Raw genomic sequence first — 25598 nt, 5'->3', positions numbered from 1 at the left:
TCCGTACGGTACGGAGTGCCGCATCCTTCGATGACGAGGCTGTCGCTCGGCGCGTGTCTGTGCGCCGGAGCGACATCAGGGCGGCGACTCGTTCCACGCCTCGAGGCCGCCGCCCCGCCACTCGATCAGGTCCGGATCGTCGATCGCCGTGTCCGCTTCGGGCAGCTCCGCGCGGCGCAAGAACTCCAGTAGGTCAAATAGGTTGTACGCAGTGCCCACGGACTCATCGCGGATCGTCACCCGCCTGCCGCCGTCCGGCGACATCGGGTGGACGACGACAGGCGCTCCATCCATAACCCCAGCGTCCATCCGGACCCGCCCGGACGCATCCGGACAGCCGAAGGTCGTTCCCGCCTGCCGGACCACGGGCCGGCCGGGGCACTCCTCGGTGCGGGCGGCGCTGGTCTGCCGGCACCTGGCCAACGGGCGGGACCACGCGATCGCCGATCACGTCGACCGTGAGATCAGAAAGGCTCAAGATCGAGACGATTGATGTGGCCTCGTTGTGGCCTCGACATGGCACGCGGGTGGCACGACGCCCCTCCCCCACCGCCAGGAGCGGAAACGATCAAGGCCCAGGCTCCCGGCTTACTGCCGGTGACCTGGGCCTTCGTCGTTTGTGATTCGAGTGGGCGCGGACGGTTTCGAACCGCCGACATCGCTCCCCACTGATCGCCTACCGATCGGGCAGAGGAAAGGCACGGTCCTGCTCGTCGCGCTCGGCCTTCTCCAAGGCCCGATGGCCCGGCCGCGCCGCCGATCCGCGCCAGCCTGTGACCGCTCTGACGGTGACCACCACGAGCAGAGGCGTGACCAGGGAGGCACCCAAAATGACAACAACGAACAACAATCCAAGCGTTTCCATGGCTCCCCTCGCCCAGGAGCGTACTCGGCCTGGGCCGTCGGAGTGAGGTCGGCTGTGTCTCAATGGGCGAGTCAGGCCCTGTAGCGATGCCCAGCCGACGCGGCTCTGGAGGGGCGCTACCGGACGGGCGCGGTTGCTGGAGTTGCTGTACTTCGCTGCTGTACAGCTACCGGTGTGACACCGCAATCGACTGATTGTTTGACGCAGGTCGCCTGCATCTGGCAGCGCTCGTGGTTCGGCAGGTCACACGTAAACAACCATCTCAGTGAACTCGCTGTATCTATTGTTGAAGATGATTTGACTTTCTCCGGTGGGTACGGGGTTGGAAATGGTTCGCCCATAGCAAGCGACTCGAGTATGGGCGGGAACAGGCGTATTGGTGCAGTGGTCGTTTACGAGATCGCTCCCCCCGCTCCCTTGGTAAACCGTGGCTTCCAGGTAAACCGTGGTCGGGGCATTGTTTGCCACGATTGCAACGGCCTGGAAGGTGCCATTGAGCGGATTCTTAATGAGGCAAGTCTGCATCTTGACGTTGGCGGACGCAAAGTGCGTGGTGGTGGGGCCGCACTGGTAATGCGAAGGGGTCACCCAAGGCTGCCAATTGGGAGCAGCTGAAGCAGGCCCGGCGCCCAGGGCGAGTGCACCCACAATTAGCGCCCCTACGGTGGCCTTGTGTCACCAAGTTCCAGACATGACTCTCCCGTTGCTCGTCGTGGAGGTTTCGTCGCTGAGGCCTGCACCGCATGGCTCAGAGATCAGAGATGAACCTATGCCATGACAGGTCCATGCAGCAACAGCTACGCACACGGCCGCAATCCGGCCGCCTTTGCACCTTCCCGTACGGAAACTTCGCGTGACCCTGGACACCGCGCTTCAGCGATAGCCAAGGCGGGCTGGAGACTCGACTGGTTTCTTGGCTGGACATTTGGTGATGGCCCGACGATGAGCCTGCTTGCCGTCAAATCGGAAAGGTTCAGCTGCGGCGGTGGGCTACTAGGCGGACCCGGAGCTGTCGAGCGCACCGTCGGAAGAGACGCTCGTGTCGGTGGCGGCAAAATGCCAGCACGCACCGGAGTGCACGATCCGCCTCATGCCCACTCCCCACCAGCCGCCCGTAGTCCGAGCGCAGGAGGTGGCTCATGGAGTGGATTGACTCGCGGTACGCGGAGCTGGTCGCAGCGTGGAAGATCGCGCAGGCGTCCGAGTCCCGCGACCCGGAGCCCAGGCCCGTGAGGGGATTCGTTCTCCCGCCCAAGGCCTGAACGCTCAATCGCCCCGGTCTGCCTGCTCCCCCGTTATGGGTCCCGGCGTCGGCCCTCCATCGAGTGACCGAATCGGCGTGATCATCCGGCGAAGTGGCCCCTATGCGCCCTCGATCACGAAAACGGCCCCCCGGCCGATCATGGCCGGGGGGCCGAATGCAGGCTCTCACCTGCTAGCTACTGCTGTGGGCGCGGACGGTTTCGAACCGCCGACATCTGCTTTGTAAGTTCGACCGAGAAGCTCGCCTCCCTGCGTACCAAGCCCGATGAAGGTGCACCGATGGACGTGGGAGCGGTTCGGCGACCGCTTGTGTGCGTCGATGTTGCCGTCACCAACTGCCGTCACGCTTCGCCATAGCCTCTCCGCTGTCGGCGGTTCCTGGAACCGCCCCCGAACTGCGCATGACTGGTCCAAAATGGGACTCATGGCAACCACGCAGCGACGACTCCTCTGGATTACGCTCACCGCCGCGGCAATCCTATGCGTTTCGATAGGAATCTGCTTCGTAAGCGTAGGACTCAACGAGGCCAACCAATGGGCGGGAATCTTCGGCTTCTTCCTAAATGTAGCGGGCGTTGGCATTGGCGGATGGACAGTCTATAGCGCCAGGAGGGACTCCCGCGCGGTCCAGAGTAATTCACCACAACCTTCGATGACACAATCTCAGCGAAGCGGAAACAACTCAATAAACATTCAATCCGCTAGAGATTTGAATATCGGCGACAGTAATAGCTTCGGGGGGAACGATTGAACTGGTGGCAGAAACAGAGATCTGGGGACAATTCACAGAATGTTCAGGCGGTGGTTGCGAATTTCGGGCTTGGGTACGAGGATGTCATTTCAGTTGTCTCACACTATGTGGATGGCGCGCTTGAGAGATACTCAGCGAAAGCGTTCGCAGAAGCTCGGGATCGCGTAGAAGAGCTCACCGTGAATTATCTACGGAAGCTTAGGGACGATGCACCAGAAACTCTGCAAAATGCTCAAGATCCGGCAGTTCAGTCGTCGTTGCTCGATGCGCAATCCGCGTATGCCAAGTCCGGGGATCCGAGACTTGGTGAAGTGCTAGTAAACCTTCTGGCCAGAAGGACCGAGAGCACAGAAAGGGGAGTTCGACAACTCGCCATTTCGGCAGCCATCGCGTCAGTAGATAGGATGTCTGCAGCGCATCTTAAACTGTGCACTGCCCACTTCTTCGCGACGACGGTGGTAATTGCAGGGCCTACAGTCCCGGATGAACTATATCTTGCCCTGAAGGCCACCATTTCGCCGTTCATGCAAAATCTAGGAGCCTCAACGTCCGATATCGGATACCTGTTGGATGTTGGCGTAGTGAAAGCTGATGTGGTCCTTGAAGCGACACCCGTTTCTCAGTTCATGAAGCGATACCCCGGGCTCTTCTGCAAAGGCGTGAAAGAGGAGAGGATCCCTAACCTTGACTGGCACATCAAAGCAGGCATTGCAGGCCCTTCACCTCGGACCCCCGGGTTGATTCAGTTGAACTCCTCGAATGCAGATGACCTTTCCGTCCGACTTAAAGGAACTGAGCGCGAAAGCGATACGGGACAGCTGGCATCACTGTTGCTGGAGAATGCGATGAGTGAGGAAGAAGCCTTCGCAGAGATGGCCGATAAGGTTCCCGGATTCAAGGAATTTTCATCCCTCTGGGACCGGGCAAATGGGCTCAGGGGTTTCACACTCACAGTAACCGGCCTGGCAGTTGCTCACGCCAATGCAGAGGCCGTTCTAGGGCGGCAGCTTTTCTTCCAAGGATTGGAAACCTGGGTATCTTGACCCCCGCCAACAGCGAGCACGATCACGACCGATACCCAACCGGAGGCAGCATGACCATGGCCAGCTACGCTGGTACGCACCACCTCAGAACGGAGAGTGCTCCGCGCATGGGACCGAAGACAGCGAAGGTCTACGAGACACTTCGTGCGCGACTCGCCTCGGGCGAGTACGCCCCCGGCGACAAGCTGCCGTCGGAGCGTGCTCTTGTAGAAGAACTCGGCATCGGGCGGACCGCGCTGCGGCAGGTTCTGGCGCGGCTGGTCGGAGAGGGAGCGCTGGAGGTCCGTGACCGCAGCTCTTACCGAGTCCCCGGCGGCAGCGTGAGCGTCAAAGCACCCGAAGGGCTGGAGGCTTGGCGCATCCACGGCGAGCGGAGCGTCTATGACAACCGCTGGGTCAAGCTGGAGCTCTGGGACGTAGAACCCCCTGGCGTGAAGCGCTTTGAGCATCACGTGGTAAAGCTTCACCACGTTGCGATCACGGCTGTACTGGACGACCAGGACCGCGTGCTGATGATGTGGCGGTACCGCTTCGTCCCGAAGCAATGGGGCTGGGAGCTTCCTGGCGGCATCGTCGACGAGGGCGAAGAGGCGAGCGCCACGGCACTCAGGGAGGTTGTGGAGGAGACCGGTTGGCGGCCGAAGTCACTGGAGCACGTCGTCACCTATCAGCCCATGGTCGGCATGGTCGACTCACCCCATGAGATCTTCGTAGGTCACGGAGCCGAGCAAGTTGGTCCGCCCACAGACCTCGAAGAGGCAGGGCATATCGAGTTTGTACCGCTCGCCGACATCCCGGCCCTGATGACCCGCGGCGAGCTCATGGGCTCCGGCACCCTCGTTGCCCTGCTCCACATCCTGGCGAGTCGGGGCAAGCACGGGGCTACAGGCGAGCGCTGAGAAGGTCGATGCGGCGGCGCTGCCGCACGGAACCGGTGCGGTTCGCGAGCAGTCGGGCTTGCCGCAAGCGCGAGTTGGCTTCGTCGTATTCGGCGCGAGCGAGGTGCGCTTGGACGAGGTCGCTGTGTAGACCGGCTTGTGCCCGGATGAAGGTTGCATCCATCACTTCCAAAGCGCCGTACAGGCTGGTCACGGCTTCGTCGTCACCGAGCAAGGCGAGGACATTGCCCCGCCATCGGGCAAGGTGGGAGCCATTGAGAAAGATGCTCAGCATTTCCGGGTCGCGGTCCTCCGGACCTGCCGGGATGATCGCCTCGGCTGCATCCAGGGCTCGTCGGCAGTCGTCAGCCATGCCGGCGTGGGCGCAGAGCTCCGCTTCGGCTGCGTAAAGCCACGCTCGCAGCCGAGGCGATCCGGCCTGGGCCAGGAGGCGGTGCGCATCGCGGACGAGCTCGACACCGAGGGCCGGTCGACCGGCCGCGCACAGCACGTACGCCTGCTCTGCCATCGCGTGGGTTAGGTACATCGGCGCTTCCGCATCGCGCGCTGCCCGCTTGGCGAGTTCGTAATGCCGCCAGGCGCGTTCGACCGCGCCGGAGTCGATGGCCTGCCATGCCGCGAGGGTCGAAGCGCCAGCCAGGGCGAGCGCGACAGGGCGCCGCGCAGTGGGAAGCACAGCGAAGTTCAGAGATTCTTCCAGCGCCGCGAGGTGCCCCGCCATTTGGTCAACGAGACCGGCTGAACCCATCTGCCGGTCCATGGTGCGCAACAACTCGGTCTGGTCGTTGAACGTCTTCACCATGGACTCGCTGACGCTGCCGGCCGCATCGATCCGGCTCAGTAGCTGTTGTCGTTCCGATCTTGAGGGGTGCGCGTCGAACGGGAGTCCCGATCGGGTGGTTGCCGCCGGCTGCGGGCATGAAGGCAGGGCCTCTTGGTAGCTCGGGGTTGCGAAGCCAACCGAGATCCAGGAGACCCTGTTGCCGCAGTTGTACGTGCTCGCGCCGGTGGAGTTCAACTCGGTTGCACCGTCGTGTGATTGTGTCGCTCACCGGTTCGGGAATGCGGCCGATCACCCGGAACGTGTTCGGCGGTATCCCTCGGACATGACGGACGCGGAGTGGGCGGCGATCCGGCCGCTGCTGCCGGTGCCGGGCTGGTTGCGCGGCCGGGGCGGGCAGCCGGAGGCGTACTGCCACCGGGCGATGCTGGACGCGATCCACTACCTGGTGGACAACGGCATCAAGTGGCGGGCCATGCCCGGGGACTTCCCGCCGTGGGACCGGGTTTATGCGTTCTTCCGTCGCTGGCGCGATCAGGTGCTGGTCAGGGAGTTCCACGACCGGCTGCGCGCGAGGATCCGCGAGAGGCTGGGGCGGGATGCGGAGCCGTCGGCCGGGGTGATCGACTCGCAGTCGGTCAAGGCGGACGCCGTCGTCGGCTCTGACAGCCGCGGCTTCGACGGTGGCAAGCTGATCAACGGGCGCAAGCGGCACGTCGTGGTCGACACCCTCGGTCTGCTGCTGGGCGTGATGGTCACCGCCGCGGATGTCGGCGACCGCACCGCCGCCCACGTGCTTCTGCGGCAAGTCGCCGACGCACACGACCAGTTGGAGCTGGTCTGGGCCGACGGCGGCTACACCGGCAGCCTCGTCGACTACTGCCTCACCGTGCTCGCCCTGGTCCTGGCGATCGTCAAACGCAGCCACGACATGCGCGGCTTCGTGGTCCTGCCCAAGCGGTGGATCGTCGAGCGCCTCTTCGCCCACCTGATGCGCACCCGCCGCCTGGCACGCGACTACGAACGCCGCACCACCAGCGCCGAAGCGATGATCTACTGGTCGATGATCCTGCTCATGACCCGCCGCCTGGCCCGGTCACGCCCGCAGCGAGCGTGAACCGGCCCGGCGCGGGCTCGGCCAGCCAGCCCCGCGCTACCAGGCGTTTCGCCTTCGACCGCAGTGCCTCCACCCGAGCCGGCACCACGTCCAGGCCAAACAAGACGGCCATCTCCTGGCAGGTCAGCGGCCCTTGATGGAGCCGGAGACGGTCCGCGAGCGCCTGCACAATGCGCTGGTAATCCACCGACAGCACCGACCAGGCCAGCCCCTCACGCCACACCGGCACCTGCGACTTCGACTTCGCCGCGGTCGGCGCTGACGATGTCTCCTCGGCCTGTCCCATGGCCGGCGCTGTCCCATCGGCCTGGGCGTGGCCTTGCCCGGGCTCGTCTACGGGGGCCAGCACCTCGCCGACCCGGGAGCGGGCGATGGCCCACTCCCGCCATTCCCGCTCGGCCACGGCCAACTCGGCCTGGATGCGGTCGGCCTCTTTCCTCAGCCCATCCACGCGACGGCGGGCGGCGACCTCGCGCTGTTCCAGCAGCCCCACGACCGACGGCATCCACGACCTCCACCGGAGCGACGACACGACACGCCACCACTCCCACGGGAACGCCCGCCCCATGCCCGACCAGCGGAAACGCAGTCCTCAAGCCCGGAAAGACAACAGCTTCTCAGCAGTTCGTCGTATCCGTCCGCCGTCGCTGATGTGGCCTGTGGCGGGCTGCTCCTCAACTCCGCGTCGGTGGCGCCGAGGAGCCGCCTGAGGACCGTTGCATAGCGGTCCGAGATGGCTCGCTTGCCGTTCTCCCATTCGGACACGTAGACGCGCAAGCTCGCCGTGGATGCGACGTCGGTGACGTGCCTTCGGGCGTACTGCTCGATCTCCCGAATCAGTCGTTCCTGAGACCAGCCCCGCGCTGTTCGCGCAGTTCGAAGTCCTGTGCTCACAGGTCACCGCCCGGCGGTTGATTGGTTCACGGACCGTTCCAGCATGCCTCACATCGTCGCAGGTCAACAGGGGTTAACAGGGCTGCTGTTAAGGGCTGTTGGCTACCGGCAGTGCCCCCTAAGTCGGTCTTCTAGAGATGCACCGAGGCGGGCAACCGCCACCCGAATCAGCGATGCCGCTTGACTCTGGTGCGCACCAGTTGCAGTCTATTGGTGCGCACCAGATGAGCGGGCTTCTCCGGTTCGGACGGTGCTCTGAGGGGCCCTCTTTGGGCTGCTCGCCAGCAGAGGGCGGGGACGCTGCAATCCCGCTAAAGGCCAGGGGACAGGGCTTATGGCCCGACTGGCGAGGTGGCCCGGTGACCGCGAGCAACGGCCGGAGGGTGGGGACACATGTCCCCCTTGCAGTGCGACATCCCATTACGACCAGCGAGATGAGGAGTCCTGATGAGCGACTTATGTACGTGGGCGCTGCGCGTGCTGGACCGGCACGTGCGGTGAGGCCCTACGCGTCTCCCTGATCCGCCGCCGATGTGCACCGGGACAGCCGGTGATCAGCGGAGTCAGGCCACCTGCGCAGCGAGTGCTGCGGCCGGTTGCCTCCCTTGCCCGTCCGGTGTTTTTCGCCGTACGGGCGAGGAGCGGGGAGCTGGAATCCGCTGGCTCTATATGGATGCGCCGCCCGGAGTTGGAGCTCCGGGCGGCGCCTTACAGGCACCTGTGTGGAGGTCCCTGTGATCACCAGTCTGACAGAGGCGGAGCGAGCCGAGCTGGCCCGCAAGGCTGCCGAGGCGAACAAGCGCAGCGCGGACAACGCCCATGTGCAGGGCCTCCGGTGAGCGGCGAGCACGAGCGGGACGAGCGCCCGCCGCTTCCGGTGCGGCCCCCGCGGCCGCACCCGCACGCGGCCGGCAGTCGCTGAGCTGATCCGAAGTCGCTGATTCCCGATAACGGCGTGCGCCCCCGGAGCGGCTACTCCGGGGGCGCTTTCGGGCCGTACCTACTGCTAGGGAGACACGACCCATGAAGCACATCGTTGCACTTCAGGCGGTTGTTACCGCCACGAGCTTTGACCGCGAGCCGACGGCCGCGGAGCTGGATGCGATCGAGCGCGAGATGCCGCTCATCGCGGCGGAGCTTGAGCTGCTGGACGCACAGATCACCACCTTGGACCGGACGCCGTCGCCGCTGGACGTGCGCCGGATCCGGCGGGCCCGTCGGCGGGTGCTCACCGCCAGGCGCTCGCTCACCAACACGGCCACGGGTTCGCCGGAGGTGGCGTGATGACGGCGACGTTCAAAGCGCAGGTGTCGCTCTGCGCGGTCACGGGCCGGTGGCAGTTGTATGTGGTGCTGCTCGGGGTTCCGGTGTCGCAGTGGCCCGAGTTCGACCTGAATCCCGGCCCTGAGGTGCCGACCGTTCAGGCGCGTTCACGGGCGCTGGACGCGCTCGGCTACGTGTTCACGGACGGCGCCGAATGGCGGTGGGCCGAGACCTGCCCGCTGCCCGACTATCCGGACGCTCCGGTCCGTCTGTTCGCCACGGCAGAGGTCCGGGAGGCGTCGGAATGAACAGTGTTCAGATCCGTTCAGCCGAGCGCGCGCTGTCGATCGGGACGTGGATGATCGTGGCCGGGGCAATGCTCTACTCGATCCTCACGGTCACCCCGCTCGCCGCCCGGCACACCCCCGATGAGTGGGACTGGACCGCGCCGATTCTGCCGCTCGTGGTCGATGCCGCGGTCGTCATCGTGGTCCGCCTCGATGCGGTACTGGCCCGCCTGGGCGGGCACGGTGGCCGGTGGCCCATCGTGCTGCGGTGGATGACCGGCTGCATGACCCTCGCGCTCAACGTGGCCGACTCCGCGCTGCGAAGGGACCTGGTCGGCGTGGCTGTGCACGCGGTCGCGCCGCTGCTGCTGATCGTCACAGCGGAGAGCGGGCTCGCGTACCGGCGTGCTATCACCGCCGCCGTGACGGCGCTGGAGGCTCAGCAGCGTACGGAGCGGGAGGCGCGGGAGCGGGCGGCTGTCGAGCGACGTGAGGCAGCCGAGCGGCATGCCCGCGAGGAACGTGAGCACGCCGCGATGCTGGCGCGTGAACAGCGCGAGCACGAAGCAGCGCTGGCCCGTGAACAGACCGACCGCGAGGAGCGAGCCCGGCGTGAGGACGCCGAACGGGCCGAGGCCCGCGAGCGTGCCGAGTGGGAAGCCCGTGAACGCCGTGAACGCGAGCGTGAACAGCTTGAACGGGACCGTGAACGCCTTGAACGCGAGGCCGCACAGCATCGCGAGGCGGAGCAGCGGCAGCGCGAGGAAGCCGCCCGCCGTGAACGGGCCACGCTGCTCGCCTCCGGGCCGGTGAACGAGAAGCTGCCCGAGGACCGGGCGCGCGCCGTCGTGCATGCCGCGTTCGGCGAGGGACTGCCGGTGCGGGCTGCCGCCGACTTGTGCGGCTGGTCGGTCGGCTGGGTCTCCTCCCGCTATCAGGAACTGCGCGACGCGTCGGTGCCGGTTGAGGCGGGCGTCTGATGTCGCCCGCGTTCGGCAAGTGCTACGACCCGTCCGGCGCCCGCTACGGGATAGCGACGTTCCCGTGGCGGCTCGCCCCGGATGGCCATGCAACCCGCCGGCAGTTACGGGCCCGCGGGCTGCGGCCGGGTGGACAGCCGATCGCCGCGCAGCTCATGCGCGCCAACCGGCGCCGCGGCGGGGTGCAGATCGCCTACCTGTACCGGCTCGAACTGGCGGTGCCGGTGCGGCCGATGACATCGCGGAAGTGGGGCGCGCTCGCGCTGGCGATGCTCGCCCGCCGCACCTGCCCCCAGTGCCGCATGGACGCCGGATACGTCATCCCGACATCGCTCGGCATGTGCGTGACCTGCGCCTATCCCGAGGAACAGCGCGCTGCCCGAAAGCCCGCAGGGCCCGGCTCTTCTCCACCACAGATCCGGCCGGGCCCCTACTCCCGCAAAGGAGTGCACTCAGCATGACGGACACCACCATCACTTCGGTAGCGGCCGCAGAGGCCGCACCGGACACCGCACCGCCCCAGCCGCCCGAGAGCAAGCCCGCGGCTGCCGAGGTGGACCACACGCCCGGCGGGTGGCCGGTCGTCCCGCTCGCGGTGACCGGCACGAACACCACCGCTTCCCTGCTCGGTGCTGCCGCGCTGGTCGGCGGCCCCGCTGCTCTGGCGCTCGCCGCCACCGGGGCGGTCGTCCTCGGCACGGCGGCCGCCGCCCGCAACCGCCGCGACCAGCGGCGGAACAGGAGCGGCCGGGCGTCCGCCAAGGCAACCAACGGCATGAAGAGCGCGCGCAGTGCCCTGGCCGGCCGGGTGCCGACCCAGCACCGGCCCGCCTCGCTCGGCAAGGCGAGCACCGGCTCCCGCTCGGGCGGGAAGCCGGGCGGTGGCCCGGGCGGTCAGGCCAAGGCCCGCCGCGGCGGGGCTGGTTCAGCGGCAAAGGGCACGCCCTCGGCTGCTGGTCGCACCGCGGGGCTGCTGCCCAAGAGCGCCGGTCACAGGACGGGGAAAACTGCAGGCCGGGCGGGGCAGGTCAAGGCACTGCGGGAAGCCCAGCGACAGGCATCGCCGTCGCGGGCTGCGCAGCGTGCGCAGACGACCGGTTCCCGCCGGGCGGTCGCCGATGCCCGCAAAGCCGCCAAGTCGCAGGCGCGTTCCGGGTCGCTGGCCGGTAAGGGGCCGGTGGGGCGGGCGGTCGCGAAAGGGCTCGGCACAGCAGGCAAGGCCCGTAGCCGAGCGGTCGACAAGGCACGGGCGGCACGCGACCAGCGCGCGGCCGGGCAGGTCAAGGAGCAGCGCGCAGCGGTACGCAAGGCACCGCCCCGCAAGAAGGCACGGAAGGCGTTGTGGCGGTCCGCGGCCCGCATGCAGGGCCGTCGCCTGCTCGCCGCGCTACTGGCCGGGGCCCTCGGCATCGTCGGGATGGTCACCACGCCGCTCGGCAGGAAGCTCCGCATCGGCTTCCTGCAGCAGCCCGGCCGCCGCCTCTATGCCCGCCTGATGCGCACCGCGAACGAGGAGCGGCAGGCGCGGGATGAGGAGATCCGTGCCGCCCTGCAGGACGAGGAAGCCGCCGCCGACGCGGCGGCCGAACAGCACGACCAGGCCGCGATCGGCGATACGGCGGAGCGCCCGGCCGGGCCGACTCCGGCAGCACCCGATTCGACGAGTGAAGGAGTTCAGATGTCTGGGTTCAACTTCGAAGAGCACGCGGCAGAGATGGAATCCGCTGCACAGCAGTACGAGCCGGACAGTGCGATGGAGATCCTCGCCATGGTCGAAGGGCTCCCGGCCGCGCTGACCAGCGTGGCGAACACGATGCGGGTCCTCGCGGAGCGCTCCGACTCGGAGTTCCCGCTGGAGAAGGAAGTCGCGGACGGCTTCAACGACATCTTCGGCGCGGTCATGTCCGCCGTCGCCGTGGCGGAGGACATGGGCCAGCTGTTCCGCACCGCGCACGAGCAGGACATCGCCCGTCACGAGGACCCACGCAACGGTCCCGAGGCCGAGAAGGGATGGAACGTCTGATCATGACCACCAACACACAGGCCACAACAGGGCCGGTGTGGGACTGGGCTGCCGGTCACGGACCCGTGACCGGCGCTCTTTCTGCCACCACCGGATGCCTCGCCGTCGCCACCACCGGAGCCGCCACCGGCATGCCCCCCGGCTGGGCACTCGCCGTCGGCGCCGCCGGAGCCATCGGCCACACCACCAGCAGCCTGCGCGACCGGCTGTCCGCCCGCACTATCGCCATGCGCGCCGCCTCCTGGCTCATCGGCGCCGGGTGGACCACGTGGGCCATGACCACCGGCCCCCTCACCTGGACCGCCCTCGGCTCCCTCGCCACCATCGGCGTCGGCATGGGCGCGACCGCCCGCTCCACCCTCCTCTACGAAGAGGCGCGCGAGCTGGAGGCCATCGCCGCCAACGAATGGCAAGTGGCCCGCGAACTGTCCGCCGAGCGGCGGGCGATCGCCGCGGAATGGGTCGACCGAGTGCAGCGCGTGTGCGGCATCACCCTGCGGATCCTCGCCGTGGAGATGTGGCCCACCGGCACCGGCTTTACCATCGACGCCGAACTCCCGCCCGGCGGAACCACCTACGACAAGATCGCAAGCCAGTCCGCGCAGCTCTCCGCCGATGCGCGGCTGCCGCACGGCTGCACCGCGGTCGCCTCGCAGGGCATCGACCAGGGGCGCGTCCTCATCGACGTGACCACGGTCAACGTGCTGATGGAGGAGCGGACCTACCCGTCCGACTACGGCCCGCTGTCCATCTACACGGGCATCCCGTGGGGCTACCGCACCAACGCGGAAGAGATCTGCGTCTACCTGCGCGAGCAGTGCGCGCTGGTCGTCGGCCCCACGGGTTCGGGCAAGACGAACATGGTCCACGTCATCCTCGCCGGATTCGCCCGCACCACCGACGTCCTCACGTGGGTGATCGACCTGAACGCCGGATCGGCCGGCCTGCCCTGGGTACGACCCGCGCTCGACGCCGATGGCGGGTTCGTGGACGGCCTCACGCCGGGTGTGGACTGGCTCGCCTCCACACACAAGGAAGCGATGCTGATGCTGGAGACTGCGCTCGCGGTCGGCCATCACCGCAAGGTCGCCTACCAGGACCTCATGGCCCAGCGAAACACCGACCAGCTCCCCATCAGCAACAAGATCCCGCAGATCATGCTCGTTATCGACGAGGGCGCCGAGATCCTGACCAGCACCGACCGGAACACGAAGGAACTCGCAAAGAAGATCCTCGAAGTGATCCGCATGCTGCGCGCCATGGGCATCCGCACCGTCCTCACCGCGCTCGGAGCCACCGGATCCGTGCTGGGCAACCTGATGATCCGCCGCGAGGCCAAAGCCCGCGTCTGCCTCACTGGCGGAGAAGTCGAAGGCATGGACCTCGGCAAGGTGTTCCCCGGCACCCGCGGCCTCAAGGTCGACCAAGCCCCCTACAAGGGCGCCGGATTCATGGGCACCCCCGAATCCCCTGCGGCACTGTTCAAGAACTGGCGCATCCTGCCCAACCAGATCCGAGACATCGTCGCCGCCACATCCGACATGCACCCCCGGCTCGATGAGGTCTCCCGGCAAGCCGCGGGGGATGCCTACGCGAACCGGTGGAACCCGGAACGCACCGCATGGATGCGGGACTCCCTCCACACCCCTGCGGACAAGTCTGCACGGCAGGCGGGCAATGCGGTTGGGCTGAACCTGTCCGCACTCCGCCAGGAGGCACCGTCCGCCCCTGAGTCCGATGTGGACGCGCTGGCACGCAAGTTCCGCGAGCAGATCGATGCACAGTTCGCCACCGCACCCGACCCAGACGGGGACGATGCCGAGCAGCCACCCACGGCGGCCGGGCTGAACCTGCCTGCGCTCAGGAACGAGGACAACGCCGCCAAGGAGGCCGCGTTCGCGCTGCTGCTCGCGGCCGGGCCCGAGGGCACCGGCGCGTCCGCGATCGCCCGCGCGCTCGCGGACGCGCACGGCACCACCCGGCAGACCGTCGTCGGCTGGCTCAAGACCTGGACCGACGACGGCACCGCCGTACGGATCGGCACCGGCACCAAAGCCCGCTACGTCCACCGCCAACACGCACCCGACACCCCACCCGAGAGCTGACTCTGTCGCTTGTCACCTCGCTGTCGGCGTACATCTGACCCTGGCTCTGGCAAGATTTTCGTAGGCAGAGATCATCTCGGAGACACGGTCAGGCCGGTCCGTATCGGGGCAGTCTTTGACTGTGCCCTGTTGAACTGGCAAGTCTGTTACCGCAGTTGTCCGGTGTGCTGGTGGAATCGGCCGATGTCTCCGATGCCGGTGTGGCAGTCTGCGCCCGCACGAGATCCGACGATCCGGCGGAATGTACGGGATGCGGCCATCTCAGCGGGTGGTGTCACAGCCGTTATGTGCGCCGACTTGCCGATGTCACGCTCGCAGGCCGGCCCCTGCGTATCGAGTTGTCCGTACGCCGCTTGTACTGCGAAAACCCGATGTGCCCGAAGGTGACGTTCGCCGAGCAAGTGCCGGGGCTGGCTGCGCGCTACCAGCGGCGCACACCCCGTCTGCAGAGCCTGGTGCAGGATATCGGCGTGGTGCTGGCCGGCTGGGGCGGTTCCCGGATGCTGCGGATCTTGAACATCAGGCTCTCGCGGTGCAGCGTTTTGGCCCAGCTGATGCGCGTGCCGCTTCCGGACCTGGTCACACCCCGGGTGCTGGGGGTGGACGACTTCGCGCTCTACGGCGACACCTACGGAACTCTCCTGGTCGACGCCACCACCCGGCTCCCGCTCACCCTCTGGGAAGGACGCGACGCGGAACGACTCGGCCGGTGGCTCAATGAGCACCCTGGCGTCGAGGTCGCCTGCCGCGACGGGGCCCTGGCCTACCGACAGGGCATCACCGCCGGCGCCCCGGACGCCGTGCAGGTCAGCGACCGCTTTCACCTTTGGCAGGGCCTCTCCCGCAGAGTTCAGGACATCGCCTCCGCCCACCGAGCATGCCTGCCCGCAGCGCTCCCACCGAACGGCGAGACCGGTCCCGCACCGGCCCGGGAGCCCATCGAGAACACCGCCGCGGACACGCGAGCCGAGCGACACGCCCGAAGGCTCTTCGAGGCCGTGCAGGCCCTGACCCAACCGGGTCGCAGCCACAGCTCCGCGGCCCGGGAGCTCGGCCTGAACCGCCGCACCGTCAGCAAGTACGCCCGGGCCCACACCTGGCAGAACGTGGTGCGCCGCTTGCCCCGCAAGCCCTCCACTCTGGATCCCTACCTCAGCTACCTGCAACAACGCTGGGACGAAGGGCTTGGTGACGGTGGTGGGTATCGCGTGCTTCATGGAGTTGGCCGGCTACGGAGTTGCCGAGTCCTAGCGATACGGACGCCCCCGTCCTCCAATTCCGGGAGGCGGGGGCGCTGCGGTGTGCGAGGTCTGGCAGTGTCAGGTCTGGCACTGCGAGGTGGCCGCGCTGGACCAGTTCGACCAGGCTCCCCCCGCCGGCCTCACGTGGACGCGGATCGTGACTTTGACCGTGTCACAGACGCGGGTCTTGGTGGCGATGGCGATCGGGCCGACCGTGGAACGCCGCTGCACGATGGTCCGGCCGCTGCCCATTTTCACCCAGTCGCCGCTGCCCGCCTGGGAGTACGCCTCGTACTCGACCCATGAGGCGTGGGAGCGGGAGTTGGTGATCTGGGCGTGGGCGGTGATGTCGCGCCAGTAGATCCGCCCGTCGTTCCATCGTTCGGCGGAGATACAGCCCCGGGCGCCGATGTTCTGCGTCGAGACGCCGCCTCCGCAGGCAACAGCAGCGGCGTGGGCGTCCGCCGGCAATACCAACGCGGTCAGCAGGGCTGCTCCTGCTGTGGCGACAAGGCGTTTCAGTTTCATGGGTCCCTCTCGGTCGGGGTGTGACGAAGACCAGACTGCCCTCACCGTCGTGCGGAGGCGACCGCCTCAGATCGGGCAGTGAACGTTGCTGCCGTTGTCCGGTAACAGGACTCAATCACGCGTGGACCTCGCGTCGGAAAGCATTCGAGCCAGTTCAAATCCAGCGCGACGACTGCTACCGTCGGGGCGGTGCTCACTCTGCGGGTAGATGCCGACACAGTGTCCAGGATGCGGTTGGCCCCTTCCCCTGCGTCGGAGTCGATAGCGTGGCTGAAACTCACCGCCGCGTCGGGGCGGCACCCGGTGTTCGGCGATCCCGGACCGCTCGCCCGCGCGTCACTTGCCCATCCGGACGTTGCGCTGCTCGCGGACCTGTTGCCGCAAAACGGCGACACCTACAGACCTGATCTGCTCACCCCTCAGCCAGGGACGGACGCGCAGCGTCGTGACCTGATCGATGAGCAGATCGCGCAGATCGAGGCCGCAGCGCAGGACGACCTCGAGACCCAGGTCTTCACCTACACCCGGACCCACTGGAACAGGCCGCTGCCAGCCGCGACCCGCCGGATCGCGGAGTCGGGGCGGATGCAGCGACATCTCGCCAACGGTCTCGCCCGGTTCTGGCGGGATGCCCTCTCCGAGGGCTGGCCCGAACTGCTCTCGGTCATCGACCAGGACATCGCCCACCGCGCCACGGCCATCGCCACCCATGGCGTCGGCCGGGCGCTCGGAGCACTTCACCCCGACATGGCTTGGGCAGGCGACGCGGTCACCCTCGCCAAGCCGTGGGACGGCGAAATCGATGTCACCGGCCGGGACTTGGTCCTCGCCCCCGGCGTGCTCAACTGGCCCGACGACTACGTCATCATCCAGGTCGACACCCCCGGGCAGGCCGTCCTCTACTACCCCGCCCAGCGGATCGGAGCCGGCCGGGATCGCAGGTCCGGAAGGATCGCGCCAGTGGTCGGCAACGCCCGAGCGGCCTTGCTGGCGGACCTCGAAACCGCCCGGTCCACCGCGGAACTCGCCGCCCGGATCGGATACACCCCGAGCACCGTCTCCTACCACCTCAGCGCACTGCACCGCGCACGCCTCGTCACCAAGGTCAGAGACGGGCGCTATGTGCTGTACCAGCGGACCGCACATGCGGCAGGTCTGCTGGAAGAAGCCCGCGGCTAGGCAGGGTCCCGGTAGTTCTCGCGGAAAAGCAACGCTAAGGGGCTACGTGCCAGCTCGGAGACTGGATCACAGCAGCGGACCCCGGCGATGAGGTAATCACCGGGGTCCTGTGTTGTCTCGGCTCAGTCGCGGGGGCTGCGGTCCGGGTGCAGGGCCCGGCCCAGCGACGAGTCGAGTGCGTCGGGATCGACCGCGCCGAACACCGCGCCGTCGTCCGGGGCCGGCGCGCGGTCGGCGGCCCGCGCATCGCGCCACAGGCAGTCGACCAGTGGGCCAGGCGCTCGCCCTTGTGGGCGATCGTCTCGAAGTCTTCCTTCTCCAGGGCCTGGGCGAGTTGGGGAAGTTGTTGAAGTGACATTGAGTGGGTGGTTAGTTGGTGTGGGGGGTGGGGTGTGGGCTGGGGTGTTGGGGGTTGGGTGAGAAGGGGTGTGGGGGTGGGGTTGGGGGGTCTGGTCTGGGGTTGTGTCAGTTTTTGTGGGTGGTGTGGGGGGTGTTGTACGGAGCGTCTGGGTCTAATGGCCCGGGCGTTTTTTGCTGCTGAGAGGCGTTTTGCCTGTTCAGGTAGTTGTGGAAAGGAGGTGGGGGTGGGTTAGCGGGTGGGGCGTCGTTGTTGTTCGGTGTGGTGGCCGAGGGTGATGGCCGCGAGCGTGTTTTTGGTGATTTTCTCGGTGCCCTCGTGGATGGCGGTGATCGCGGCTTGGCGGATGAGTCTGGTGAGGGCGCCGATGCGGCCTGCGGTGCGCTGGTGGAGGTAGGGGGTGAGGCGGGGGAGGGTGCCGGGCCGGTGGGCCTGGAGGTCGAGGGCGTTTTCCAGGCCGGTGACCAGGTCGCGGAAGGGATAGTTCTGGCCGTGGCGGGCGGGCAGGGGCCCGGCGTGGATGAGGGTGGCTCTCGCGGCGAGTTGGGCGCCTCTCACGCCGGTGAACAGGGGTGTGGTGGTGACGTCGATGCCGGCGTAGACGAAGGTGTCGGCGTACACAGCTACGTGGCTCTGGCAAGATTTTCGTAGCCGGAGATCATCTCGGGGTCAGGGTCGGCCGGTCGGCATCGCGGCGGCGTAGGTGGGCGATCAGTACGACGCGGTGGCGGAGGAGCGGGATACCGGCGCGTCCGGCCATGAGGCGTTTCTGGAGTTTGACGTCGGTGATGCGGCCTTCGTTGACGCCGGAGTTGTAGTGGGTGGTGATCCCGAGTTCGACTGCGTGCTGGTCCTCGCGCAGGGCTTTCGCCATGCCGACGAGGGGCGGCAGCTCGCTGGTGGTGAGCTGGTCGAGCCACTGGGGCAGTGGGGCGGCGTCGCGGGTATCGAGCATGGCGGCGAACTGACGGACCAAGTGGTGGGTTTGCTTGAGTTGGGGGCAGTGGTCGAGGAGCCGGTGCAGCCGCTGGGTGGTGTGTGGGGTGTGCCGGTCGGGGGTGGTGATGATCCAGCGGGTGGCCTCGCGCGGGGAGGGCGGCCGTTCGCGCGGCGTGTCCAGGGGCAGGCCGCGGCGCAGGGGTGCGACGGCCATCTTGACCCGTTGGTAGTGCCCGAGGTAGCCCTTGGTCTGAAGTTCCTGGTGGAGGATCTTGGCGCTGTGCTGGCCCTCGTCCCAGCGTTGTTGCAGGTAGTCGAGGTAGGGGTCCAGGCCGGAGGGCTTGCGGGGAGTGCGTCGCATGACGTCCTGCCAGGTGCGGGCGCGGGCGTATTTGCGTACGGTGCGGCGGTCCAGGCCGAGTTCGCGGGACATGCTGCTGTAGGAGCGGCCTGTGTCGGTGAGGGTGTGCACGGCCTCGAACAGCCGCCGGGCGTGCCGGCCCGCGCGAGTCTCTGCCGGGTCCGGTGCTGTTGGCACCTTGGCGGGTGGTGGTTCGGGTTCTGGGAGGGCTGCGGGCAGGCAGCTGTGGTGGGCGGCAGCGATCTTCTGGACTTGCCGGGAGAGTCCCTGCCAGAGGTGGAAGCGGTCGCTGACCTGCAGGGCGTCGGGGGCGCCGGAGGTGATGCCCTGCCGGTAGACGAGGGAGCCGTCGCGGCAGGCGACCGCGACGCCGGGATGATGGCGCAGCCACCGGGCCAGTTGTTCGGCGTCCCGTCCCTCCCACAGGGTGAGCGGGAGGCGGGTGGTGGCGTCGACCAGAAGCGTGCCGTAAGTGTCGCCGTAGAGCGCGAAGTCGTCCACCCCCAGCACCCGGGGTGTGATCAGCGGTGGCAGCGGCACCCGCATCAGCTGGGAGAGCACCGTGCACCGCGAGAGCGCGACGTCGATGACGCGCAGCATCCGTGCACCGCCGCGGCCCGCCAGCAGGACACCGACCGCCTCGACGACCTGCAGCAGCGGCGTGCGCCGCTGATAGCGCACGGTCAGACCCTCCACCTGCTCGGCGAACGTCCGCTTCGGACAGGCCGGGTTCTCGCAGTACAGACGGCGCACGCTCAGATCAATCCGGACCGGACGGCCACCCACAGCAGCATCCGCGAGATGCCGCTCGTAGCGGCTGTGAACCCACGCACTCGCCATCCCGCACCCCGTACAGGCTGCGGGAGCACGACCTCTCGTTCGGGCACGGACCACCACTACCGGCCCGGAGACATCGACCGAAATCACCAGCACCTTCGTCAAGTGCGGTAACAGACAAGACAGTTCAACAGGGCACAGTCAGATCCTGCCCGCGATGCGGACCGGCCGACCCTCACCCCCAGATGATCTACGCCTACGAAAATCTTGCCAGAGCCCTGACCCTGCGCAGCGTGGTACGCAGCAACGTGTCTGAGTAGCCCACCTACTCACTTGCTTGGCCAGCACCAGCGCTCGTGCGGTCCCGGTGACGCTCCTGCCACAGGAGAACTTGACCACTGACCCCGACTCCCGCCCCGATCACCGCCGCGATAAGCGCGACCATGGCACTCGGGTCGGTCCATGAGAATCCCGCCGCCGACTGCACCGTGATCGCCTGCGGTGGTGCAGGCACGACCCTGCCGTCAGGCAGGGTCATGAGCGGGGTTGCTGCGCAGCCTGGGGTGGGCGCCGCCCGGGACCCTTCCGGTGTGTCCGTCTCGTTCCCGTAGAGAACGAGCACGGCAATGGCTATGCCAAGCGAGACGATCAGTCCCACGGCGCTGAGCAGCCAGCCCCTGCGTCGAATCCGATCTCCTTCACGAGTTCCAGGGTTGCCTCGAATCTTGCTCATACCTCCATCGTGCGCGTGTCCTGGCATACCTCGCATGCCGGGCCGCCCTGCGGGCCACGGCGGGGGAGAGACGAGCGTCGGTGAGGGTACCGACGTCTCTCGTCTGGTGATCACGTAGCGACGTATCGAGCTGGCACTGGCATGCGTCGCCGACACCCGCCCGAGAAAGGCCACAGGAGGCCCTCGGGGGGCCGGAAACGGCTTGTGACCTGGAAGGCGACAAGCGACAAGACAAGACAAGCGACAAGGCGCACGACAAGTCAGACGACAAGCGACACGACAAGCCGGGCACCGGGCAGCACCCCGCATCACGGGTGCTGCCCGCCGTCGTTGAAGGGACCCCGTTGTGCACGATCAGACCGCGTACGAGATCACCAGCCTGAGCACCCTGCCCACCGGGATACACGGCGCGATGCTGCCGCACGAGATCCCGCCCGGCGTCCAACTCGTCACCCTGCCCGGCGGCATCCGCACCCTCCGCTACACCCAGCCGCCCGCCCCGGCCGCGTCGCAGCCGGTGCCCGTCATGGCCCCGATTCCGACGTGGGCCAAGACGACCGCGCTCCTGACGCCGACGATCGGCGGCGGCATCGCGGCCGCCGGTATCGGCCTCTCCTACGCAGCACCGGGACTGATCGCCATGAGCCAAGCCCTGTGGGCCGCCGTCGCCCTCATCGCCGCCGGAGCCATCGCCCTCCCCTTGCTGCTCGGCATCGGCCGCAGCCGAGGCGGCCGGACGGCACCCACACAGATCACGCAGAACATCACCGCCACCGGCCTCTTCGGCCGCGCCAACGGCACCATCAACCACCGCTGAGGAGAAGGCACGTGAACGACCGACTGCCCCACCAGATCAGCGATGCGGCCGCCCGGCTGGCAGAGATGCAAACCCTCCGCGGCCCGGCCCCCGGCTGCACCGTACGGATCCGCTTCCGCGCCGTCGCGCCGGACGAAGTCGCCCAACTCACCGCCGTGGCGGCCGATCACGCCCGGCACGGTGCCAAGCGCTAGCAATGCCGAAGGCGGCCCCCTCACGCCAATGACCGGGGCCGCCCTCGCCTGCCAGCACTCTCTACAGAACTGGAGACATCCAGCATGACCCATACCCCCCGCCCCGCGCTGCTGCCGGCAGCGCTGGATGCCGCCCGACGAGGGTGGCCCGTCCACCCGCTGCGAGTGAACGGCAAGCGCCCCGCCCTGCACGGCGAAAACGCGTGCACCGGCCGCGGCGATTGCGCGGCCGGGCATGTGAAGTGGGAGCAGCGCGCCACCACCGACCCCGCTCGGATCGAACACTGCTGGGCCACCGGCGCGTTCAATGTCGGCATCGCCACCGGCCCGGCCGGGCTGGTCGTCATCGACCTCGACATGCCCAAAGACAAGAGCAGTGCGGACACGCCTAGCGGCATGACGACCTTTGCAGCGCTCTGCGAGCGCGCCGGGCAGCCCGTCCCCACCACCCGCACGATCCGGACCGCGGGCGGCGGGCAGCACCTGTACTTCCTCGCCCCGGTCGGCATCCGGCTGCACAACACGCAGAACGCGTTGGGGCCGAACATCGACACCCGCGCGTGGGGCGGATACGTCGTCGCCCCCGGCAGCAACACCCCGGACGGCACCTACGAAGTCACCACCGACGCGCCCGTGGCACCGCTGCCCGCATGGCTGCTCGATGCCCTCACCCCTGCACCGGCCGCGCAGCCGGTACGGCTCACGGTGCCGCGCTGCGGCAACCGGCTCGCGGACGCCGTATTCGAGCGCGAGACCGCTGCCGTGGCCGCCGCCCAGGAAGGCGGGCGCAACACCCAACTCCTGACCAGCGCACGCGCCGTGGGCCGCTTCGTCGCATGGGGCGACCTTCCCCGGCACGAAGTTGAGGAGGCTTTTCAGGGGGCTGGCGAGACGGCCGGCCTCAAGCCGCACGAGTGCCGCGTGACCATCCGCAGCGCCCTGAACTGGTCCATCCGCACCGCCCGACCGCGGGAGACGGCATGACCACCCCGACCAACGCCCCCCTGAAAAGCCTCACCAGTCACCCCACCGTCCCGGCGGCCGCCGAACCGCACGCCACTCCATCCGAGGGTGGGGCGCCGAAGGGCGTCGCCGAAGGCGTCCTTTCTGCTGTTCGCGCTGACCAGCACGTCGGAGACAGCCCGTACCCGGTCGCGTGGCTGCACATCACCGCACCCGGACGAGGCGCGATCCCCACCGCCACCTCGAAGTGCGCGTGCGGCCGCGACCGCAGCGCGATCGGCCACCGCAAGGTGCACGACCTCATCGCCTACCGCGATCTCTGCCCACTCCACACTTCCCAGGAAGGGAGGACCGCCGCATGACCAGCACCACCCCGCCCGCGCCGTCCATCGACGGAGCGGCCCTGCTCGATGAGATCGAAGCCTTCCACCGGCGCTTCAACATCTTCCCGCGCGAGGCCGCCTACGTGGCGGTCGTCCTGTGGGACGCACACGCCCACCTGCTCGACTCCTTCGACTCCACCCCGCGCATCGCCTTCCTGTCCCCCGAACCGGGCAGCGGGAAGTCCCGCGCACTGGAGATCGTCGAAACGCTCGTGCCTAACCGCATGGTCGCCGCGCAGGCATCCGTATCGGCCATGTTCCGCTCGGTGTCCACCGTGGAGAAGCGGCCCACGATCCTCTACGACGAGATCGACACCGTGTTCGGCCCCAAAGCCGGAGAGAACGAGCCGCTGCGGGGCTTCCTGAACGCCGGGCACCGCAAGGGCGTTGGCATGTGGCGCTGCGTCGGCGACGGAGCGAACCAGACGGTGCAGGAGTTCCCCACCTATTGCGCGGTCGCCATGGCCGGTCTCGGCTCGCTGCCGGACACGATCCTGTCCCGCTCGGTCATCATCCGCATGCGTAAGCGGGCGCCCAACGAGAAGGTCGAGCCGTACCGCCAGCGCCTCCACGAGCTGCAGGGCAACGCTTTGCGCGACAAGCTCGCCGCCTGGGCCGACAGCGTCCGCGACAAGGTCGCCGGAGCGTGGCCGGCCATGCCCGACGGAGTGACCGACCGGCCCGCCGATGTGTGGGAGCCGCTGCTGTCCGTCGCGGACGCGGCTGGGGGCGACTGGCCCGCCCGTGCCCGCGCCGCCTGCCTGGAACTGGTCGCCGCCGCGCAGGACAACGACGAAGCATCCCTCGGGGTCCGGCTGCTGACCGACCTGCGCGACGTGGTGTTCTGCGGAGCGGACCGCATGCCCACCGCCGTCATCCTCGAATGCCTCCTGGCGATGGACGACGCACCGTGGGGTGACCTGGACGACAAGCCACTCAACTCGCGCACCCTGTCCAAACTGCTCGGACAGTACGTCACCCCCGGCAACAAGCCCATCAAGCCGCGAGGGATCCGCACTTCCTCGGGCACCCCGAAGGGCTACTACGCGGAAGACCTCACGGACGCCTGGACCCGCTACTGCCCCCCGCCCCCTCCCAGGTCCGCAACATCCGCAACGTCCGCCACACCGCAGGTCAGCAGGGGTGAATCTGTGGCGGATAGCGCCACAGACATCCGCCACACGCCGCAGGAAGCCGCCACACCGCTCTTCTCCGTCGCGGGCTGAATCACCCGGCGACAGGTGCCGCCGCACACCGCGTGTGGCGGCACCTATCCGCAACAGAGCAGCTATCCGCCACAAATCTAGGCCGCTGACCAGCAATGTTGCGGCGTGGCGGATGTTGCGGATCCCCCAGAAGGCACAGACGACCGCGCTACCGCCTTGGAGGTCGCAGTGAGTTCCGGCCTGCCCACCACCCATAAAGCGCTCAAAGTCCCGGAGGTCATGGAGGCTCTGGGCCTCAGCCGCTTCAAGGTCTACGACCTCATCCGCTCGCGCCAACTCAAGAGCATCAAGATCGGCCGGTGCCGCCGGGTGCCCGCCGACTCGCTCCGCACCTTTATCGATGACCAGTTGAAGGAAGCTGCCTGATGGCACGCAAGAAAAATCCGAACGGCGCTGGCAGCATCTGGCAGCGCAAGGACGGGCGATACGAGGCACGGGTGTACGTCCCTCAGCCTGACGGGACCCGCAAGCGTAAGACGGTCTATGGGGCTACCTGGGAGGAGTGTGACGCCAAGCGACAAGAGCTGGTGCTGCGGGACCGCCAAGGTGTGCCTACACCTACGCGCTCCGCCAAGCTCTCCGAGTGGCTGCCGTACTGGCTGGAGGAGTTCGTCAGGAACGACCGTAAGAAGACGACGTACGCCAAGTATGAGACGCACGTCCGGCGTTACCTCATCCCGCACATCGGCTCCAAGCGTCTGGAGACCCTGGGGGCAGCGGACGTGCGCCGCATGCTCACGGCCATAGCTGCGCAGGCGTCGGCGGCGACGGCCAAGGAGTCACACCGGGTCCTGCGCAGCGCGTTGACGGCCGCCTGCCGAGAGGAATTGATCAGTAGGAACGTGGTCAAGCTGGTCCCCGCGCCGCGGGTGCAGCCGCGGGAGCTCAAGCCGTGGGACCTGGAGCAGACGACGACCTTCCTGGAGGCCGCGAGGAAGGATCCGCTGTACACGGCGTTCGTTCTCGCCGTGGCTCTTGGGCTGCGCCGAGGGGAGATCCTTGGCTTGCGCTGGTCGGACATCGACCTGGACCGCCGCACGCTCACCGTGCGGAACCAGCTCCAGCGCGTGCAGAAGGAGCTGTACGCGGACACGACGAAGAACCGCCGGACCCGCGTCATCCCGATCCCGCTGATGTGTGTGGGCCCGCTGCGCTGGCAACGTCTGCGGCAGTCCGCGCAACGCCTCGCGGCCGGGCAGAGCTGGCACGACAGTGACTACGTGTTCACGACTCGCACGGGACGCCCAGTGGAGCCGAGGAACCTCAGCCGGTCCTTCGAGCGCATCGCAGATGACACGGGGCTCCCCCGCATCCGGCTGCACGACGCCCGGCACGGATGCGCCACGCTGCTGTTCGCCGCCGGGGTGCCGGCGCGGGTAGTGATGGAGATCCTTGGGCACTCACAGATCGCCGTCACCATGAACATCTACACGCATGTGTCCGACGCCAATCGTCGTGAAGCGATGGGACATATGGATCGCCTCTTGCGTCGGCCTCGACAGGTGACCTGACACCAGGCAGGGGCCAGCCTGCATATCAGGCTGGCCCCTGCCATTGCGTCAGTAACCCAAATAGCCCACCCCAACTCGAAGTCCAATCATATGGGTCGTAACGTTACTGAAGGCGGT

The 25598-nt window shown here is 67.6% G+C and carries 24 protein-coding genes and 2 pseudogenes; 19 read left to right on the top strand and 7 right to left on the bottom strand.

Annotation, left to right across the window (positions count from 1 at the left end; translation table 11 throughout):
- Positions 1-75 precede the first annotated feature (75 nt).
- Together ACFYWY_RS00500 and ACFYWY_RS00495 are read right to left on the bottom strand one after the other, a co-directional pair.
- The gene (locus ACFYWY_RS00500; RefSeq protein WP_389177347.1) at positions 76-294 is read right to left on the bottom strand and encodes a hypothetical protein; all 219 of its coding nucleotides are present in this window, start codon (positions 292-294) and stop codon (positions 76-78) included.
- A 382-nt stretch (positions 295-676) separates the two neighbouring features.
- The gene (locus ACFYWY_RS00495) at positions 677-865 is read right to left on the bottom strand and encodes a hypothetical protein (RefSeq protein ID WP_389177344.1); all 189 of its coding nucleotides are present in this window, start codon (positions 863-865) and stop codon (positions 677-679) included.
- A gap of 1139 nt (positions 866-2004) precedes the next feature.
- Between ACFYWY_RS00495 and ACFYWY_RS00490 the strand changes: the two genes are divergently transcribed.
- The 3 genes from ACFYWY_RS00490 (at position 2005) to ACFYWY_RS00480 (ending at position 4821) form a co-directional block, all read left to right on the top strand.
- Positions 2005-2127, top strand: a complete 123-nt coding sequence (locus ACFYWY_RS00490) for a hypothetical protein (RefSeq protein ID WP_389177341.1) — start codon at positions 2005-2007, stop codon at positions 2125-2127.
- 802 nt (positions 2128-2929) lie between these two features.
- Complete coding sequence (locus tag ACFYWY_RS00485) at positions 2930-3922, top strand: LPO_1073/Vpar_1526 family protein (protein WP_389177338.1); 993 nt, start codon at positions 2930-2932, stop codon at positions 3920-3922.
- Between the two features lie 107 nt (positions 3923-4029).
- A complete protein-coding gene (locus ACFYWY_RS00480) occupies positions 4030-4821 on the top strand; it encodes a GntR family transcriptional regulator (RefSeq protein WP_389178374.1) in 792 nt (263 codons plus the stop codon).
- Here the strand turns inward: ACFYWY_RS00480 and ACFYWY_RS00475 are convergent.
- Positions 4805-5839: an XRE family transcriptional regulator gene (locus tag ACFYWY_RS00475; protein WP_389177335.1), complete on the bottom strand. Its 1035-nt coding sequence runs from the start codon at positions 5837-5839 to the stop codon at positions 4805-4807. The genes ACFYWY_RS00480 and ACFYWY_RS00475 overlap by 17 nt on opposite strands.
- 88 nt (positions 5840-5927) lie before the next feature.
- Here ACFYWY_RS00475 and ACFYWY_RS00470 point away from each other — a divergent pair, with 88 nt between their 5' ends.
- Positions 5928-6719 carry an IS5 family transposase gene (locus ACFYWY_RS00470; RefSeq protein ID WP_389177332.1) on the top strand — a complete coding sequence of 264 codons (792 nt, stop codon included), beginning with the start codon at positions 5928-5930 and terminating at the stop codon, positions 6717-6719.
- On the opposite strand, the gene ACFYWY_RS00465 is transcribed toward ACFYWY_RS00470, so the two are convergent.
- Positions 6676-7224, bottom strand: a complete 549-nt coding sequence (locus ACFYWY_RS00465) for a hypothetical protein (RefSeq protein ID WP_389177329.1) — start codon at positions 7222-7224, stop codon at positions 6676-6678. The genes ACFYWY_RS00470 and ACFYWY_RS00465 overlap by 44 nt on opposite strands.
- 1412 nt (positions 7225-8636) lie before the next feature.
- Between ACFYWY_RS00465 and ACFYWY_RS00460 the strand changes: the two genes are divergently transcribed.
- The 7 genes and pseudogenes from ACFYWY_RS00460 to ACFYWY_RS00430 form a co-directional block, all read left to right on the top strand.
- Entirely contained in the window at positions 8637-8897 is a 261-nt protein-coding gene (locus tag ACFYWY_RS00460; RefSeq protein ID WP_389177326.1) for a DUF6284 family protein, read from the top strand.
- Positions 8897-9184: a DUF6303 family protein gene (locus ACFYWY_RS00455; RefSeq protein WP_389177323.1), complete on the top strand. Its 288-nt coding sequence runs from the start codon at positions 8897-8899 to the stop codon at positions 9182-9184. Before ACFYWY_RS00460 ends, ACFYWY_RS00455 begins: the two co-directional genes overlap by 1 nt.
- On the top strand, positions 9181-10143 hold the full coding sequence (locus ACFYWY_RS00450; RefSeq protein WP_389177321.1) for a DUF2637 domain-containing protein: 963 nt from the start codon (positions 9181-9183) through the stop codon (positions 10141-10143). Before ACFYWY_RS00455 ends, ACFYWY_RS00450 begins: the two co-directional genes overlap by 4 nt.
- Positions 10143-10604, top strand: coding sequence for an RRQRL motif-containing zinc-binding protein (locus ACFYWY_RS00445; RefSeq protein WP_389177318.1), 462 nt, complete (start codon positions 10143-10145; stop codon positions 10602-10604). The genes ACFYWY_RS00450 and ACFYWY_RS00445 overlap by 1 nt, the downstream gene beginning before the upstream one ends.
- Complete coding sequence (locus ACFYWY_RS00440) at positions 10601-12166, top strand: hypothetical protein (protein WP_389177315.1); 1566 nt, start codon at positions 10601-10603, stop codon at positions 12164-12166. Before ACFYWY_RS00445 ends, ACFYWY_RS00440 begins: the two co-directional genes overlap by 4 nt.
- Positions 12167-12168: 2 nt before the next feature.
- Positions 12169-14271 carry a hypothetical protein gene (locus ACFYWY_RS00435; protein WP_389177312.1) on the top strand — a complete coding sequence of 701 codons (2103 nt, stop codon included), beginning with the start codon at positions 12169-12171 and terminating at the stop codon, positions 14269-14271.
- A 164-nt stretch (positions 14272-14435) separates the two neighbouring features.
- Positions 14436-15143 (top strand): annotated as a pseudogene (locus tag ACFYWY_RS00430) (ISL3 family transposase); the annotation flags it as partial.
- Between the two features lie 447 nt (positions 15144-15590).
- Here the strand turns inward: ACFYWY_RS00430 and ACFYWY_RS00425 are convergent.
- Positions 15591-16040, bottom strand: coding sequence for a hypothetical protein (locus ACFYWY_RS00425; protein WP_389177310.1), 450 nt, complete (start codon positions 16038-16040; stop codon positions 15591-15593).
- Positions 16041-16268: 228 nt separating this feature from the next.
- Between ACFYWY_RS00425 and ACFYWY_RS00420 the strand changes: the two genes are divergently transcribed.
- Positions 16269-17219 carry a winged helix-turn-helix domain-containing protein gene (locus ACFYWY_RS00420; protein WP_389177307.1) on the top strand — a complete coding sequence of 317 codons (951 nt, stop codon included), beginning with the start codon at positions 16269-16271 and terminating at the stop codon, positions 17217-17219.
- Between the two features lie 589 nt (positions 17220-17808).
- On the opposite strand, the pseudogene ACFYWY_RS00415 reads toward ACFYWY_RS00420, so the two are convergent.
- Positions 17809-18186: pseudogene (locus ACFYWY_RS00415) on the bottom strand (ATP/GTP-binding protein); the annotation flags it as partial.
- 49 nt (positions 18187-18235) lie between these two features.
- Positions 18236-19804, bottom strand: coding sequence for an ISL3 family transposase (locus ACFYWY_RS00410; protein WP_389178371.1), 1569 nt, complete (start codon positions 19802-19804; stop codon positions 18236-18238).
- Positions 19805-20733: 929 nt separating this feature from the next.
- On the opposite strand from ACFYWY_RS00410, the gene ACFYWY_RS00405 reads away from it, so the two are divergent.
- From ACFYWY_RS00405 to ACFYWY_RS00375, 7 genes are all read left to right on the top strand, one after another.
- Complete coding sequence (locus ACFYWY_RS00405; RefSeq protein ID WP_389177305.1) at positions 20734-21204, top strand: hypothetical protein; 471 nt, start codon at positions 20734-20736, stop codon at positions 21202-21204.
- 11 nt (positions 21205-21215) lie between these two features.
- Positions 21216-21398: a hypothetical protein gene (locus tag ACFYWY_RS00400; RefSeq protein ID WP_389177302.1), complete on the top strand. Its 183-nt coding sequence runs from the start codon at positions 21216-21218 to the stop codon at positions 21396-21398.
- Between the two features lie 84 nt (positions 21399-21482).
- Positions 21483-22382, top strand: coding sequence for a bifunctional DNA primase/polymerase (locus tag ACFYWY_RS00395; protein ID WP_389177299.1), 900 nt, complete (start codon positions 21483-21485; stop codon positions 22380-22382).
- Positions 22379-22723, top strand: a complete 345-nt coding sequence (locus ACFYWY_RS00390; RefSeq protein ID WP_389177296.1) for a hypothetical protein — start codon at positions 22379-22381, stop codon at positions 22721-22723. Before ACFYWY_RS00395 ends, ACFYWY_RS00390 begins: the two co-directional genes overlap by 4 nt.
- Positions 22720-23970, top strand: a complete 1251-nt coding sequence (locus tag ACFYWY_RS00385; protein WP_389177293.1) for a DUF3631 domain-containing protein — start codon at positions 22720-22722, stop codon at positions 23968-23970. Before ACFYWY_RS00390 ends, ACFYWY_RS00385 begins: the two co-directional genes overlap by 4 nt.
- A gap of 105 nt (positions 23971-24075) precedes the next feature.
- On the top strand, positions 24076-24336 hold the full coding sequence (locus ACFYWY_RS00380; protein WP_389177290.1) for a helix-turn-helix domain-containing protein: 261 nt from the start codon (positions 24076-24078) through the stop codon (positions 24334-24336).
- Positions 24336-25481 (top strand): tyrosine-type recombinase/integrase, encoded by a 1146-nt coding sequence (locus tag ACFYWY_RS00375; RefSeq protein ID WP_389177287.1) that lies wholly within the window; start codon positions 24336-24338, stop codon positions 25479-25481. Before ACFYWY_RS00380 ends, ACFYWY_RS00375 begins: the two co-directional genes overlap by 1 nt.
- Positions 25482-25598 lie beyond the last annotated feature (117 nt).

Source organism: Streptomyces sp. NPDC002870 (assembly GCF_042888505.1).
Classification (GTDB): Bacteria; Actinomycetota; Actinomycetes; order Streptomycetales; family Streptomycetaceae; genus Streptomyces.
Note: the sequence above shows the minus strand (reverse complement) of the source record. Positions and strands in the feature narration are given on the sequence as shown.